Genomic DNA, 15,193 nt, shown 5'->3' on the forward strand with positions numbered 1-15,193 from the left:
CACACCGAAGCAACAAGTCCGAATTGCCCTAAAAGATACCCAGGCAGGTGCGGCAGCCGACTCGTCGGACCATCAAGCCAGCAGCTCAGACGCTGTCGCTCCGCACCGTCCCGGTGCGGCACCATCGCAGCGCGACGTCGACGGCGCAGTCCCAGGCGTACGTGCAGGTCGCTCCGCACCGTCCCGGTGCGGCACCATCGCAGCGGCCTGGCCAACGGCGCAAGGTACTTCGTCGGCGACGTCGCTCCGCACCCTCCCGGTGCGGCACCATCGCAGCACCCGTGCGCCAGTTCACCGCCCACCCAGCTTGACCGCCGCCCCGCGCCCTCCCGGTGGGGCACCATCGCAGGGTCCTGGACGAGGTCCTGAGTTAGCCGGATGGATCGTCGCTCCGCACCGTCCCGGTGCGGCACCATCACAGCCCGGAGCTCACCGTGTCCCGCCTGATCGCCCTGTTGGTCGCTCCGCACCGCCCGGGTGCTGCACCATCGCAGCATCACGTTATAGCCCACGCGACCCAGAGTCCCTGTCGTCGCTCCGCACCATTCCGGGGCAGCACCATCCCCGCTGGTACGGGCCCTCGAACTCCGGCTTCGACCTGGAGGTTCCGCCGCACCCTCCCGGTGCGGCACCATCGCAGCATCGCCCACAGCGCGCCCGCCGCTTCGCCGGCCATGTGTCGCTCCGCACTTTCCGGGTGCAGCACCATCATCCGTGCGAACGAGTCCGGCACCACGGAGGCCCGTCGTTTCGCACCCTCCCGGTGTAGCACCATCCCAGCCACTCGCTGCCTACAGCGCTGCGCGGGCAGCTGGGGTCGCTCCGCACCCTTACGGGGCGGCACCATCGCGGCATGGTCTTGGTCGACCGGGTCATCAGGGTGCGGATGTCGCTCCGCAACTTCCCGGTGCGGCACCATCACAGCAGGATGGCCTGCTTGGTTTCGTTCTGGGCCTGCTCGGCCCTCCGCACCGTCCTGGCGCGGCACCATCGCAGCGCGTCCAGGCCCGGCCCGTACGCCAGCGCGTCGGTCGGCCGCTCCACACCATCCGGGTGCGGCACCATCGCAGCTGCGAATACGTGTGCGACTCAAGGTCGAGGGTGCCTGTCGCTCCGCACCGTCTCGGTGCGGCACCATCACAGGCGGCGCCGGTGGCCGCTCCGCAGCGTCCAGTTACGGCACCATCGCAGCATGACATCGTTCTGCGCGGTCGCCCTGTTCTGCCGCGTTCATCCGCATCTCACGTGCAGCATCATCACAACGTGGTCGTCGTGCTGAAGCAAGGAGGCGGTGCCGAGTTACTCCGTTCCTCGCCAGTGGGGCACCATCGCAGCACCGTGCCGGACTGGATTCTCGGTGTCGGCGGCAAGGTGCGCTCCGCACCACTTCGGTGCGACCCCATCGCAGGGCCTGTGACATCGAAGAAGGTGCCTGGGTGGAGGGGGCGCTCCGCACCATCCCGGTGCGGCACCATCGCAGGACCTTGAACGTCCCGTCCTGGCCGACCGTGACGTCGCGTCGCTCCGCCACGATGCCCGTGCGGCATCGTCGCTGCCATGGCGTGTAGGGGCCCAGCGCCGAAGGACCCAGCAGCCGCTCCCACACCATCTCGGTGAGGCACCGGTCGCGGCCAGCGCCGCCACGAGTCGCTCCGCATTCTCCCGGTGCGGCACCATCGCAGCACCGCGTCCTGCATGGCTTTCACGCCGGCTACATCCCGGCCGCTCCGCGCCATACTGGCGCGGCACCATCGCAGGTTCGACGCGCCGAACCGTCAGGGTGGATTGATCATGTCTCTCCGCAGCGTCCCGGTGCGGTACCGTCGCAGCGGCCACTCCTTGAAGCCGGTTGGGGAGCCGAACCCGGGTGCCTCTGCACCTCTCTGGTGCGGCACCATCGCAGTGGCGTGGGCACCCCGATCCAGCTCGACCGCATTAAGGTCGCTCCGCACCAGCCCGGTGCGGCACCATCGCAGCGCCGACCGCGACAACCCGGCCACCACCGTCGGCTACCGCCTCCCTCCGCGCCATCCCAGTGCGGCACTAGCACAGTTATGTCCACGCTGCCGACCGCCGCGCCCGTTGCACCGGTCCCTCCGCGCTATCCCGGCACGGCACTGTCGCAGCCCGAGCCCGACCGGCTGGCCGAAACCCTACTCGCCGTCGCTCCGCAACCACCTCAGTGCGGCATTATCAGAGCAACGCCGCAGCGGCCTGGCCTGACGTGCTTGGCTCCGGTCACTTTGCACTACCTCGGTGCGGCACCATCGCAGCCCCTTGAGATCGGTGGCGTTGGGCTGCGTCCACGCATGCCGCTCCGCACCCTCCCGGCGCGGCACCATCGCAGCTCCGTTTCCGAACAGAACGTCAACCGCGCGCCCCGGAGTCGCTCCGCACCATCCGGGTGCGGCACCATCGCAGCCAGTACTCCGGCTGCTGGCGCGGCGTGTTGTACCGGGTCGCTCCGCACCATCCCAGTGTGCCACCATTGCAGCATCTGCCAGGGCGCTGAGGGCGGCTGGCCTGGCGTCGTTCCGCATCCTCCTGGTGTGGCAGCATCGCAGCGTCACCGGCAGCCTCTGGCTGGCTGTCGGAACCACGTCGCTCTGCACCTTCCCGATGCGGCACCATCGCAGCACGAAGTAGTCCGTACTCTTGGTAGAGAGATTGAAGTCCCTCCGTACCCTTCCGGTGCGGCACCATCGAAGCAGGTAGCGGTAGCGGTCCTCGCTGCCAGCCTTCAGGGTCGCTCCGGCCCGGTCCGGGCGCGGCACCATCGCAGCGATTCTGGCGTACCCCCACACTGGCGAAACCATCCGCTTCCACCACACTTCATCGGTGCGGCATCATCGCAGCGAATGGCACACTTACGACCCGCGCGACCCGCCCAGCCGCTCCACAGTATCCCGGTGCGGCACCATCGCAGGCCGTTGAGGATCTGCCTGTCGAGTTTGTAGTCGAGGTTGCTCTGCGCCATTTCGGTCCGGCACTATCCCAGCTTGGAGACGCGCAGGCTCCGGGTGACCGCCATGGTTGTCTTTCCGTGCCTTCCCGTTGAGGCACCATCACAGCTGCGTGATGCTGACCGCCGCTGTCCCGCGCCGCATAAGCACCATCCTGGAGCGGCACCATCGCAGGTCTGACTTGAAATCGTAGAAGTCCAGCGGCGCACCCCCCGGTTTCTCCGTCACCCCGGTGCGGCACCATCGCAGCATCAGGCGGTGGGGGCTGGGCGCGTTCTTGAAGCGCTTGCTCGCACCCTCCCGGCGCGGCACCATCGCAGCGATTTTGAGACGCAGCGGCACGAACTCCTCGGCGACGAGTCGCCCCGCACCTGGGTGGTGCGGCACCATCGCAGCAACCTTGCGACCGCCTCGGCAACGCAGACCGCTATGTCGCTCCGAACCGTTCTGGTGCGGCACCATCGCAGCACGTCCGCGCAGGCCGCGCATGCGTCCGGATCTTGGTCGCTCCGCAGCCTCCTGGTGCGGCACCATCGCAGCTCGTACAGAGCACGGATGAGCGGGTTGATCGCCTCGTCGCTCCGCTCCGCACCCTCCCGGTGCGGCACCATCGCAGCCAGCTGACGACGCCGGTGCAGCAGGATGCCTTTGCCTGCGGTTCCGGGCCAGCAACTCAACCGCTTTTGCTCTGCACCGTCCTAGTGCGGCGCCATCGTAGCGCCACCACCAACCCCGACAGCCCGGCCCATTGGGTTGTCACTCCGCACCGTTCCGGTGTGGCACCATTGGAGCACCTCATCGCATGCGACGTTGAGCAGCGGATTGGGGCCCGGCCTCTCTGCGCCTTTCCAGTGCGGCAGCATCGCCGCAGGCCGAACGAGTTGGCTCCCTTCGCCTTGCCCTGGGCTGCAGCACCATCACGGCTCCAGCGTCGCCTCGGCCAGGTACGTCTCCATGGTGGGCCTTTACGCAAGTCCGGCGCGCACCATCGCAGCTGCACCATCAACCCGGACTCGCCGGCTCACTGGGCGTCGCTCCGCACCTTTCCAGTGCGGCACCATCGTAGCCCGACGCCGGCCTGGTACTGGTTGACGAAGATCACGGGTCGCTCTGCACCGCCCCGGTGCGGCACCATCGCAGCAGCTGCCGCTCAGGTAAGGCGGTCGTGTGACCTCCCATTGCTCCGCACCATCGCAGCGACGCACTGACCGAAGCGGCGCGTCAGAACGGCGCGTTCCTTACACGACTTCGGTGCGGCACCCATCGCAGCAAGATCGCGGACACCTACTGCCCTTCGCAGGGCGTCGTTCCTCCGCACCACTTCGATGCGGCACCACCGCAGTAATGTGACGGTGATCGACGCGTCCCGCTCGATGTCCGTCGCTCTGCACCATCCCGGTGCGGCACCATCACAGCGAGATCGGCGAGTGCGACCTGTAGATGAGTATCCCGAGTTCCACGCTTCCGAATGTGGTTGCCTGTGGAGCGTGGCTGAGGATCGTAGCGGCAGGGGTATCGATGGGGACTTGCCGAGGACCACTCGTCGTCTACTGCCATGTCTGAGACGCCCCTTCGGCGAACGAACAGCGCGGGCTGTCTACCGTCTGATGTGCAGCGATGGCTATGGCCGGGCGACTGGGGGTCAAGCGGGTTTTGGAAAACCAGTTGTGGGGTCTCCGGACGTGGTCGACGGCCCTCTGGTGTTCCGGTACGGCGCCGGTTACCTGACTTCCCCTCCCCCTCGGTCGAGGACACCGCCGCCTCCGAGGCCTACGATGCCCTCCACAACCGCCTGTTCACCGAATCCGTCCTGCTCGGCCGCTACCCCGACCTCTCCGCCCTCGGCGTTCCCGACGACATCTTCGGCGCCGTGCGCGACGGCGACCTCGACCTCATCCACACCCCCGGCCTCAACTTCTACAACCCCACCCGCGTCGCCGCCCCCACCGCCCCAGGCCTCCCCTTCGACCTCGTCGACATCCCCGACGCCCCCACGCCGCCTTTGGCTGGCCCGTCGTCCCCGAGGCTCTGCGCCAACTCCTCATAAACCTACGCGAGTTGTACGGCAAGGCCCTCCAGCCCGTCACCATCACCGAGAACGGCTGTTCCGCCACCGAGTCCGACCGGCCCCGCATCGACTTCATGGCCGCCCACCTCGATGCCCTCGCCCAGGCCGCCGCCGAAGGCATCGACATCCGCGGCTACTACACCTGGTCCCTCCTCGACAACTTCGAATGGGCCGAGGGGCTGTTCCGTCAGAGGTTTGGCCTCGATCACGTCGACTTCGAGACGCAGCGGCGCACCCCGAAGGTCTCGTACGGCTGGTATCGAGACCTCATCGCTTGCCCACCGGGCGCGGAACGCGAAGTAGAGGTCGGTAACTTCATTGCAAGAGTGCAGAGTTGAGAAAGGCCGCGAATGGTAGTTACGGTCTCCTTGTAATGACAGCCTGTTCGACGGCCTGATGTGCATGGCCAGCGGCGGGAGTGCGACATCCACGCAATGGTGAGTGTGAGAGGCACTTATGGCTGCGTGATGAGGGTGCTGAGGAAGGCGTGGGTTTCGGGGTCGGTGGAGTAGAGCCGGGTGGCGTGGATTCCGCGGGTGAGTAGGACGTGGTAGATATTCAGCGTCAGGGGCAGGTAGTCGTCGGGGTGCACGTTTCGCATGACTCGGTCGTGGCTGTGGTGGGGGCGCGGTTGCCAGGCGCCGTCGCGGCGTACGAGGTCGGGGCCGATGATGACCCCGCTGTAGGAGTACTCCAGGCCTTGGGCGGTGTAGATGCAGCCGACTTGCCGGTGGCCGCCGGGGGCGGTGGCCCAGAAGTTGCGGTGCGGGGCGGCCGCTGAGGGGATCTCCTGGAACGCGTTCCAGGGTGCCTTCCAGAGCTGCTCGGTGCTGTTGGCGTCCGTCCAGGGGATGACGACCTCGAGGAGGAGACGGGAGGTGTCACGGGCCCAGGGCCAGCAGAAGCCGGCTGCGGTGCGGGCGCGTTGCCCCTGGTCCGTGTGGTGGTCGATCCACGCCTGGAGTTCTTCGGGGTCCGCGCTCAGCTGCAGGTCGTAGTCCGCGCTGTCCCAGTGGGCCGGCGTGCCGTAGAGCAGGTTGGTGACCCAACCCATGTAGGCAGCCGAGGAGTTGGTGCGGAAGCAGCCGGACAGGCTGTGTCGCCGGAAGTCCGCCCCACTGGTGGCGGCAAGTTCCTCGATCTCTTTTAGCGTGATCCCCTCGTTGGGGGAGATGATCTGTCGTTCGTCCAGGAACATGATCACGATGGGGACGCGGTCGACGATCTGCTGGACCAGCCCGCGTCCGTCGGTCGGCCGACGCAGGCGCTGCGCCTCGTCCAGGATGGTGATCCGGGACCCCTTCAGGGCGGCGGCCGGGACATCGCCGGGCAGCATGAACAGGTCCCGGGCGCCGCGAATGGCGGAGGTGGCCTCGCGCAGCTGGGCGACGAGCGTGCCGGACGGACTGACGTAGCGTGGCTGCAGGGCGGCGTCGTTGCGCAGGTAGTGCCCCATCAGCCGAGACGCGATGATGGTCTTGCCGCTCCCCGGGCCGCCCGTGACGGCCACCACCAGCCGTGTCCTCCGGGTCTTCGCGGCGGTGACGAGCCGCTGGATGTCCAGGAGCGCGTCCTGCTGGTCGCCGATCAGTGTGATGGGGGACCGGGGTGAGAGCAGCAGGTCGCCGACACTTTCCAGCAGGGAGCGTGACGGTGTCCAGCGCATGGTCTGGAAGGCCCGCACGTGTCCGCCGGTGGGTTCGGTCAGGTCGGCTGCCAGTAGGCGCTGTGCCAGTTTGCGTCCGTCGACGTCCGGCGCCAGGTCGTCGTGACACAGCACCGGGATGCCGCTCCAGGAGCCGGTGCCGTGGTGCTGGCGGAGCGGCTGGGCCTGTTCGGCGGTCGCGTTGTGCAGGTAGACCAGGCCGCGTACCTCGACCCCGATGTCACCCTCGGTGAACCACTGGTGGAGGAAGGCGGTGTAGCCGGCGACCTGGACGACCGGATGAGTGGGTTCGCCTCCGTCCGGGAGCTGCACCTGCGTGCCGGAGAGGACGGTGAAGCGGGTCCATTGCTTCAGTTCCACGACGACGAGCGCCGGGAGGCCCTCCTCGGTGCGGCCGAGGAGGAGTGCGTCGAAGCGGTTGGCGCCGCCCGGAGTCGTGTACTCGAGGTAAATGTGCAGGTGGCCCAGCCCGGCGCGGACGAGTGCGTCGGCGAGGTACGGCCAGCTGCGTTCCCAGCTGCGCTGCTCGGACTTGCCGACCGTTCGGCGGTCGCGGGCCTCGTGGCGGCGCACGCAGCTCTCGACGAATGACGGCTGCTGGACGAGGTCGGCCAGGTCCGCGACCCGGCCGGCCCACACCCAGGGGTCGGTGGCAGCGTCCGTCGTGCCGCCCCAGCTGCCGGTTGCGGGCAACTGCCCGCTGGTGGCGGTCATTCCGTCACCAGCGCGATGTTCTCGCGGTGCCAGGCGAAGTAGGGCCGGCTCTCCTCGGTGAACTCAGTGCAGTGCCGTCCGTCGAGCGCGGTGAGCGCCGGCCGCAGGCCGCAGGCCGGGATCGTCGAGGGCACTCGTGGTCGGGGTGACGAGTCCCTGCTCCGAGACGTACAGGTAGCCGTGCTCGAACAGCGTGTCGCAGCCCAGTACACAGGCGCCCATCACGTTGGCCAGGTGGCGGCGCTCGTAGATGTCGCAGTCGCGGCGCCGCTTGATGTGCGCGGTGTGCACGACGCGGCCGGGCAGCGAGGTGCCGCACAGTGCGCAGGTGATGCGTTCGGCGGTCCCGAACTTGGCCCGCCGCAGCCGCTGCTGCTCGCGGCGGACCAGGGTCAGGGTGCGCTGGTCGAGTGCGCCGTCGATGTCGAGGAACCGGTCCGGTGCGCCCACGCCGGAGTCGCCTGTGTCGGGGGCGTCGTCCGGGGCCGGGGCGTTGATGACGTTGTCGATCGCGCTGAGGTCCTGCAGGACGGGTGCGCCCTGCTTGTTGGCCGACAGGCGCAGGGCTTCCATGGCCTGTTCACCGAGCACCGAGCCGTCGGCGTCCGCCCTGATGTCGAGAACGTCCAGCCGTATGCGGTGCGGGTAGGTGTCGTCGGGCCAGACCGGCTCGGTGTCGATGAAGGCCTCGCCGGTGATCCGGGCCACCACCAGCTGCTTCAGCGAGGCGTGGGCCCAGCCGCCGGGTGCGACCCGGGCGTTGGGGCCGCGGTGGCCCAGCAGGAGGAAGTCCCCGGTGTTCAGGTCGGCCAGGACTTCTTCAGTGCGGCCCCGGGCGACGGTCTCGGCGCGCCACCCCCACAGGGAGCGCTCGATCCCGATCTTCAGGTTAGCCTGCGAGGGCGCGGGCACGTAGACCAGGGCAGTGGGCACTGCCGGCCTCCTTCACGATGCGACTCCGGAACGGAGTTCTGTGACGCCACCCCCGCCTGGCTGCCGGGCACACCCGGGTGCGCAGCCGAGGTGACTGAGACCCCCAACATCTACACCACGCCACCGACAGCCGGCCGTTCCGGGGGCGGCCAGGAGAAGGTCCGGCCATCACTGGCATCACGCCACGTGCGTTGCGAGCGTATCCGCGGTTGGTCCGACGGCTCACAGGCATGAGCCTTATCGATGGGCCGATACTGCTCGGGCGATCTACTGTTCCTGTTCTCGATAGGGCCTGAACCTGGTCAGGCAGTGCTGCAGCAGATCCGGCTTGCCGGTGCTCTGGGCAGTGCGAACCGCATTCAGCAGCTCGTCGGCGCCGACGATATGGAGATTGGGCAGAGGGAGGCGGCCACGGCGCACGGACGGTCCATGGATCACCATGATTGCCTTCGGAGTCACCGGAAGGTCCTCCCGAACGAATTTCAACTCCCAGAGGAACGTCTTGATCTGCGCGGTCCGGTCGTTGCGCCCATACAGCAGGCGACCATCGGTCAGTAGGCGGACCTCTGCGCCGGGCACTGGCGTCCAGTTCTTCGAGTCGATGACAACAAGCTGGTTCTTCGGGCCGATGGCGATGTGGTCGAGGTTGGCGGTCGCTCCGGGGATGCCACGGTCGTGCAGGAGGTGCCAGCCTTCCTGGGCCAGCGGCGCTAGAAGTTCGGCGGTGGTCTTCTCACCCACGGCGCCCTGCTCGAGTCGCCTGGCCTTCGCAAGGTCATCCGTGGTTGGCGGGATGCGTTCGGTGCGGTTGGGTCCGACGCTCCGGTGCGGCCGCTTCCTCGCCAGGACAGCGGCGGCCAGCGCCAGGGCGACGGCCAGGAGGTAGTAGTGAAGCAGTACCGTGAAGCCGACCACAACGATGAGTGCTGCGAGCCGAGGCGCGGTCCAGGGTCTGACGGTTGCTTCGCCCCTGACGGTCCGCGTTCTGGGAGTCCGGAGCCTGCGGGCCTCGCGAAGCGCACTGTCGCCAGCTGGGTTGTTCATAGGGCGCTCCCCGCTATTTGGTCCCGTAGAGTTACGATCGTTGGCAGTCTGTCAGATTGGCTGACACGCGGTGTAGGCCTCAGTGGATCGTCGGCCTGACGCGATGCCGGGTGAAGGGCGAGGTGACTGGTGACGCGGCCTCCAAGAAGTCGCCGCTTGTCCGCAGAACGTCTGCCGCCCGGATCCCAGCACGGGGCTCACCAGGCGTCTAGCCTGTACGGACATCAGCACCCGCCGGGCGTCAACTCGCACGTCGGCCACCGACTGCTGGTGGAAGCCGTGTACGCGGTTCGGCGCCGTGCCGCGCAAGGGGCCCGGCACCGGACTGTCCCAGAGCCGCGTCGACACCCGGACCACCTCGCCCTCGTCCGTCACACTCCCGACGATCAGTGCCGAAAGCCCCGAAAAACCGTTCTCACAGGCTCGGTGGCACTTCACATGGCCTGTCGACGACGCCTGCCACGCTTCGTTGCCACCGACTACTGGACAAGGCCGTTCATTGGGCAGCCCCGCCTGCCGTTGCTTCGGGGCCGCCGGTAGGTGTGCGGGTGCGGCGGAGGGTCGCACCGTCGGGGTCGGCCGGTTCGAGGTCGATGGCGCGGCGTAGTTGTTCCATGCGTCGGGGCAGGGGGTGCCAGCCGGGTTCTGCGGCCATCTCGGTGTTGAGGTCGTTGATCGCGCGGGCGTAGGCGCGGGCCAGGCCGCGGAAGTGCAGGGGTAGGCCGGGGCGGGGGTGGCCGCTGGGGGCGATGCTCACCCAGAGGGCGTCGGTGGTCTCGTTGCCCGGGCCGAGGGGTTGGGTGGTGTCGCGTGCGACGAGGTGGCTGCGGACGGTGAGCCAGTGGCTCATCGCGGCCCGGGTGGGGGCGGACAGGCCGACCGTCATGGTGGCGGGTGTGGTGCGCGGGTTGCGGTGCTGGGGGAGGCGGGTGAGGCGGATTGTGCCGTGGTGCGGGTCGACGTCGTCCGTGCGCAGGGCGCAGAGTTCGCCGGCGCGGCAGCCGGTGTCCAGCACGGTGCCGATGATCGCGAGGATCCGGCTGCGGGCCTCGGACCGGCCGGGTCGGGCCGAGTGTTCCAGGTGGCCGAGGAGGATGCTGCGCGGGCGGGCGGCGACCACGGGCCGGAGTTCGCCCCGCGGCGGGTTGCGGTCCGGGAGCGTGACGGGGGTGCCGGCCAGGGCGCCGAGGATGCGGAGGCAGTCCTCCCGGACGCGCATGGACGCGGGTGAGGCCTGGTCCGGTCGTGCGGCGGGCTTGCGCCGCAGCAGGCCCCGCTCGGCGGCTGTGAGGTAGTCGGCGAGCGTGTCCGGCGCGAGGAGCAGGGTGAGTGTGCCGGCGGCCGTGGGCGCGAGTGCGCCCCGCTCCAGGGCGGTGCGCAGTTCGCCGGCGACCCAGCGCAGTTGCTTTGCCCGGGAGATGCCAGTGGGAGGTCGGCAGGCGCGCTCGGTGAGGGCGTCCAGGGCCTCGACCGAGGGTGCTGCTGTCGTCGGGGCGTCCGCCATGAGGTCACCCTAGCGCCGGGTCGGGGCGGCTCGGTGTGCTCTTGCCGGCAGAGAGGGCTGGGAATGTCTCACAGGGCCCGGTTTAATAACTGGCTTGAAGCAAGATCGTCGATGAGGGCAACGGGCGGCATGGTGGCTGTCTTCTCCGGCCCGCGCCGCTCCGGTGGTGACCGTCCCTCGGCAACCAGCGAGGGGGCCACGCCAGGTCATCCGCCGGTTCTCGTGGCGGAACCCGACGATGACTTCCGGGGCTCCGTGAGTGCCCCGGTCGCTTCTGATGGACCATCAGCAAACTCAGCATTGAGTCAGCATCGGTCCTGTCAGAGGCTGTCGCGGATGGTCGAACCGTGTCATGCGCCGAGTGCGGAAGCGCGTGCCGACGGGGGCACTTCGAGGTGGGCGCATGGGGGCTTTGGGCCGGGGGCGCGGTGGCCCGGGCCACCGCGCCCCCGATCTCCTAACACGCAGGTCAGCGCATGTTTCCGCGCGGCTTCAGGGGGATCCTGGGGAGCTCTGGGGCGGGCAGACGGTCGCCCGGGTAGCCCTGGACCTCGCCGAAGCGGTCGGGGTTCGCGGAGCTCATCCACTCCTCGCGGGCTCGGGTAATGTCTTCGTGAGAGCGCCCGATGAAGTTCCACCACATGACGATCCGCTCCTCGAAGGGCGTGCCGCCGAGCAGCACCAGCCTGGCATCGGCTCCGGTGGTGTTGGTGAGGGTGAGGGTGCTGTGGCCGGGGGCGAGGTAGCCGAGTTCGGCGCGGCGCAGGGGGGTGCCGGCGAAGTGGACCTCGCCGGTGTCGACGAGCAGGCCGTGTTCGAAGGCGGGGTCGACGGCGAGGGTGACGGTGGCGTTCGGGCGCAGGACGAGTTCGGCGCCGAGCAGCGGGGTGAAGGTGGGGACGGGGGAGGTGTCGCCGGCGAGGGTGCCGAGGAAGACCCGGGCCTCGCCGCCGCCGTCGAGGGCGATCGGGGCGGGCACGTGGTGGTGGAAGTCGCGCCCGGTGTGGCGGTGCTCCTCGGGCAGTGCGACCCAGAGCTGGACGCCGTGCAGGACGGTGGTGGCCGGGGTGGAGACCTCGGAGTGGGCGATGCCGTGGCCGGAGGTCATCAGGTTGACCTCACCCGGCCGGACGTAGGCGTGCACGCCGAGGCTGTCGCGGTGCTCGATCTCGCCGGTGAACAGCCAGCTCACGGTCTGCAGGCCGGTGTGGGGGTGCGGGGCGACGTCCATGCCGCCGGTGCTCGCGATGTCGTCGGGCCCGTAGTGGTCGACGAAGCACCAGGCGCCGATCATGGTGCGGGCGCGCTGGGGCAGGGTGCGGCGTACGGTCATCGCGCGCGGGCCGCCGAGCGGGACGTCCCGGGCGGGCAGTACCTCCACGCGCGGGTCGGCGGTGGGGGTGGTGGCGAGGTCGGTGTCGGCGGTGCTCACGGGTGGGGTCCCTCCCAGGTGCAGTTAGTTCTATATTCAACTATCATGGCATGGCAGAGTGACGGATGACAGCGCGACCAGCCTAAGGAGTCCAGGTGAGTGATGTGACGGTGGTCCCGACGGACCAGCGGGTGTTCATCGACAAGCAGAGCCCCCAGGCGTACCGGGCGATGCTGGCCGCCGCCGAGGCGACCCGCGAGGTCGCGGCCGAGGCCGGGCTGGACCGCCGTCTGGTGGAGCTGGTCAACCTCCGGGTGTCGCAGATCAACGGCTGCGCCTACTGCCTCCACGTGCACACCAGGGCCGCGATCCGCGAGGGCGAGACCACCCAGCGGCTGGGCGTTCTCCCGGCCTGGCGTGACACCGAGGTGTTCAGCGACCGCGAGCGCGCCGCGCTCGGGCTGGCCGAGGCGACCACGGCTCCGGCGGATGCGGCGCTCCAGGAGGCCGCGTACGGTGTTGCGCGCGAGGTGTTCGACGAGGCGGAGATCTCCGCGGTGGTCTGGGTCGCGATCGCCATCAACGCGTTCAACCGGGTGTCCATCCTGAGCAAGCACCCGGTCCGCCCGGCCGCGGTCCGGTAGCCGAGCGGGTCGGAGGGCCTCCACCTTCCGGTGGATGCCCTCCGTTCGCGGGTGTACGACCGGTTCCTCCCGGCGGAGGATGACGGGCCGTCAACCCGGCGGCGAGGCTGGGCATCGAGGGCGAGGAACTGCTCGCCGACGGCGAAGGTGGGGTCGCATGGCACGTCACACGCTTTCCATGCTGGTGGGTACGGTCTGTCTGGCTCTGGCCGGGCCGGTGGTCGCGGCGGGCGCCGCCGAGGCCGCCGACGCGCGGCCGGGCACCGGAGACCCGAGGGCGGTGGCGCTGCGGGCGGTGACCGGCGCCGGCGCGGCCGGGGCGATCGCGGAGATCAGGGACGGGAACGGGACCTGGCGCGGGGCCTCCGGGGTCTCCGACCTGGCCACCGGCGCCCCGATCCGCGCGGACGGGCGGTTCCGGGCCGGCAGCGTCACCAAGATGTTCACCGCCACCACCGTGCTCCAGCTGGTCGGCGAGGGGCGGCTGGGCCTGGACGACCCGGTCGAGCGCTACCTGCCCGGGCTCGTCCCGAACGGCGGCCACATCACCGTCCGCCACCTGCTCAACCACACCTCCGGCCTCTGGGACTCCACCAACGAGAAGGGCGGGGTCTTCCCCGACTGGACGGACCCGGCGGTCACCCGCGACTGGCTGGACCGGGGCGGTCTCACCAGGCCCATCACCCCGGCCCAGGTGGTGGCCTCCTCGGTCGCCCACGCGCCCAACTTCCCGCCGGGAAGCGCGTACAGCTACTCCAACGTGAACTTCACCCTGCTCGGCATGATCGTCGAGAAGGTCACCGGGCACGGCTACGCCCAGGAGATCACCGCGCGCGTCCTGCGACCGCTCGGGCTGGACGACACCTACTTCCCGGGCGCGGCCACCGGCATCCGGGGTCCACACGGGCACGGCTACTGGATGGTGCCCGGGAGCTCCGCCCCGGACGGCCGGAGCGAGCGGGACGTGACGCTGGAGAGCACCACCTGGGCGAATTCGGCCGGCTCGCTGATCTCCACGACGGCCGACCTGAACCGTTTCGACAAGGCCCTGCTGGGCGGGCGGCTGCTGCCGCCGACCCTGCTGAACGAGATGACCACGACCATCCCGATGAAGATCGAGGGGCTGGCGGACACGTTCGGTTACGGGCTCGGGCTGGCCCGCTGGCAGCTCTCCTGCGGTCCGATCTACGGGCACAACGGCTCGATGCCCGGGTACAGCACCCAGGCGTGGACCACGGCCGCGAACGACCGGCAGGTGTCGCTGTCCGTGACGGCGCGTGGCGACGACACGCAGGTGAACGCCGAGCTGATGGCGGAGGTCGACTTCCTGGAACAGGCCTTCTGCGGCACCGGTCCGAGGTCCGCGGGTGCGCGGGGTCCGGAGGCCGTGCCGGCGAAGCTCGGCTGACCGTAGGGCGCCGCGCCGTCCCGGCCCTTCCGGCGGTCGGCCGGCGCCGGGCCGGCCGACCGGTGGTACGGTCGGCGACCGGCGGAGTTCCGGATCGGGCCGGACGCGCGGGCGGAGAGGTGAGGGCCGACATGGCGGAGATGACGGACGTGACGCTCAACCTCTGGCGCCGGCCCCTCGCCGAGATACCGGCCGAGGTGTGGGACGACACCGCGCTGACCGTGCTCATCCTCGCCGAGACCGGCATCAGCGAACTCCCGCCCGGCATCGGACGGTTGACCGGTCTCCGAACCCTCGACCTCGGACACAACCGGCTCGCCGGGCTGCCCGGGGAACTCTTCGGCCTCACCGGCCTGCGGGACTTCCTCTACCTGCACGACAACGCCCTGACCGCCCTTCCCGAGGCGCTCGGGCAGCTCACCGCGCTGCGCCACCTCAACGTCGGCGAGAACCGGATCACCGAACTCCCCTCCACCATCGGGAGGTTGTCAGCACTGGTCGAGCTGCGCGCGCAGCACAACCGACTCACCGCGCTGCCCGAGTCGATCGGTGAACTCGGGGCGTTGCGCGAACTCTGGCTGCGCGGCAACGCGTTGACCGGCCTGCCGGACTCCGTCGGCCGACTGGTCGAGCTGCGCGAGCTGGAACTGAGGGAGAACGCCCTCACCGGGATCCCCGCCGCGATCGCCGGCCTTCCGCTGCTGCGCCGCCTCGACCTGCGCGGCAACCGGATCGCCGAACTGCCCGACTGGCTGGCCGCACCGGATGTGCTGCCCGCGCTGGAGAAGCTGGACCTGCGGTGGAACGAGGTGCGGCCGTCGGCCTCGCTGTCGGCGGCACTGGCCGCGCGCGGGTGCGTCACGCTGTACTGAGCCGG

Annotated in this window: 12 protein-coding genes; 5 read left to right on the forward strand and 7 right to left on the reverse strand. The window is 69.6% G+C overall.

All coding sequences use genetic code 11. From position 1 onward, the window contains the following. Positions 1-918: 918 nt before the first annotated feature. Together ACFRAR_RS12320 and ACFRAR_RS12325 are read right to left on the reverse strand one after the other, a co-directional pair. Positions 919-1,065, reverse strand: coding sequence for a hypothetical protein (locus ACFRAR_RS12320; protein ID WP_380697558.1), 147 nt, complete (start codon positions 1,063-1,065; stop codon positions 919-921). 2,000 nt (positions 1,066-3,065) lie between these two features. Next, positions 3,066-3,353: a hypothetical protein gene (locus ACFRAR_RS12325; RefSeq protein ID WP_380697559.1), complete on the reverse strand. Its 288-nt coding sequence runs from the start codon at positions 3,351-3,353 to the stop codon at positions 3,066-3,068. A gap of 1,480 nt (positions 3,354-4,833) precedes the next feature. Here ACFRAR_RS12325 and ACFRAR_RS12330 point away from each other — a divergent pair. Beyond that, positions 4,834-5,010 carry a hypothetical protein gene (locus tag ACFRAR_RS12330; protein WP_380697561.1) on the forward strand — a complete coding sequence of 59 codons (177 nt, stop codon included), beginning with the start codon at positions 4,834-4,836 and terminating at the stop codon, positions 5,008-5,010. Next, positions 4,992-5,369 (forward strand): family 1 glycosylhydrolase, encoded by a 378-nt coding sequence (locus ACFRAR_RS12335; protein ID WP_380697597.1) that lies wholly within the window; start codon positions 4,992-4,994, stop codon positions 5,367-5,369. Before ACFRAR_RS12330 ends, ACFRAR_RS12335 begins: the two co-directional genes overlap by 19 nt. 116 nt (positions 5,370-5,485) lie before the next feature. Here the strand turns inward: ACFRAR_RS12335 and ACFRAR_RS12340 are convergent, their stop codons facing one another. The 5 genes from ACFRAR_RS12340 to ACFRAR_RS12360 all read right to left on the reverse strand — a co-directional run bounded on the left by ACFRAR_RS12340 (position 5,486) and on the right by ACFRAR_RS12360 (position 12,324). Beyond that, complete coding sequence (locus ACFRAR_RS12340) at positions 5,486-7,411, reverse strand: DNA/RNA helicase domain-containing protein (protein WP_380697562.1); 1,926 nt, start codon at positions 7,409-7,411, stop codon at positions 5,486-5,488. A gap of 63 nt (positions 7,412-7,474) precedes the next feature. Further along, positions 7,475-8,344: a hypothetical protein gene (locus ACFRAR_RS12345; protein WP_380697564.1), complete on the reverse strand. Its 870-nt coding sequence runs from the start codon at positions 8,342-8,344 to the stop codon at positions 7,475-7,477. 267 nt (positions 8,345-8,611) lie between these two features. Next, positions 8,612-9,259 carry a nuclease-related domain-containing protein gene (locus ACFRAR_RS12350; protein ID WP_380697565.1) on the reverse strand — a complete coding sequence of 216 codons (648 nt, stop codon included), beginning with the start codon at positions 9,257-9,259 and terminating at the stop codon, positions 8,612-8,614. Positions 9,260-9,884: 625 nt separating this feature from the next. Beyond that, positions 9,885-10,892 (reverse strand): hypothetical protein, encoded by a 1,008-nt coding sequence (locus tag ACFRAR_RS12355; protein ID WP_380697567.1) that lies wholly within the window; start codon positions 10,890-10,892, stop codon positions 9,885-9,887. A gap of 469 nt (positions 10,893-11,361) precedes the next feature. Next, positions 11,362-12,324, reverse strand: coding sequence for a pirin family protein (locus tag ACFRAR_RS12360; protein ID WP_380697568.1), 963 nt, complete (start codon positions 12,322-12,324; stop codon positions 11,362-11,364). 170 nt (positions 12,325-12,494) lie between these two features. Here ACFRAR_RS12360 and ACFRAR_RS12365 point away from each other — a divergent pair, with 170 nt between their 5' ends. The 3 genes from ACFRAR_RS12365 to ACFRAR_RS12375 all read left to right on the forward strand — a co-directional run bounded on the left by ACFRAR_RS12365 (position 12,495) and on the right by ACFRAR_RS12375 (position 15,188). Continuing rightward, positions 12,495-12,908 carry a carboxymuconolactone decarboxylase family protein gene (locus ACFRAR_RS12365; RefSeq protein WP_380697598.1) on the forward strand — a complete coding sequence of 138 codons (414 nt, stop codon included), beginning with the start codon at positions 12,495-12,497 and terminating at the stop codon, positions 12,906-12,908. A 157-nt stretch (positions 12,909-13,065) separates the two neighbouring features. Beyond that, positions 13,066-14,316, forward strand: coding sequence for a serine hydrolase domain-containing protein (locus ACFRAR_RS12370; protein ID WP_380697570.1), 1,251 nt, complete (start codon positions 13,066-13,068; stop codon positions 14,314-14,316). Between the two features lie 131 nt (positions 14,317-14,447). Further along, on the forward strand, positions 14,448-15,188 hold the full coding sequence (locus ACFRAR_RS12375) for a leucine-rich repeat domain-containing protein (RefSeq protein ID WP_380697571.1): 741 nt from the start codon (positions 14,448-14,450) through the stop codon (positions 15,186-15,188). Positions 15,189-15,193: the final 5 nt, after the last annotated feature.

The sequence above is a fragment of the Kitasatospora sp. NPDC056651 genome (assembly GCF_042792155.1).
Lineage (GTDB): Bacteria > Actinomycetota > Actinomycetes > Streptomycetales > Streptomycetaceae > Kitasatospora.

Bases quoted from the DNA above. Each gene is read 5' to 3' on its own strand.
- ACFRAR_RS12320 (WP_380697558.1), bottom strand. From the start codon at position 1,065: ATGGTGCCGCACCCGGATGGTGTGGAGCGGCCGACCGACGCGCTGGCG.
- ACFRAR_RS12355 (WP_380697567.1), bottom strand. From the start codon at position 10,892: ATGGCGGACGCCCCGACGACAGCAGCACCCTCGGTCGAGGCCCTGGAC.
- ACFRAR_RS12365 (WP_380697598.1), top strand. From the start codon at position 12,495: ATGCTGGCCGCCGCCGAGGCGACCCGCGAGGTCGCGGCCGAGGCCGGG.
- ACFRAR_RS12370 (WP_380697570.1), top strand. From the start codon at position 13,066: ATGGCACGTCACACGCTTTCCATGCTGGTGGGTACGGTCTGTCTGGCT.
- ACFRAR_RS12340 (WP_380697562.1), bottom strand. From the start codon at position 7,411: ATGACCGCCACCAGCGGGCAGTTGCCCGCAACCGGCAGCTGGGGCGGC.
- ACFRAR_RS12375 (WP_380697571.1), top strand. From the start codon at position 14,448: ATGGCGGAGATGACGGACGTGACGCTCAACCTCTGGCGCCGGCCCCTC.
- ACFRAR_RS12325 (WP_380697559.1), bottom strand. From the start codon at position 3,353: ATGGTGCCGCACCACCCAGGTGCGGGGCGACTCGTCGCCGAGGAGTTC.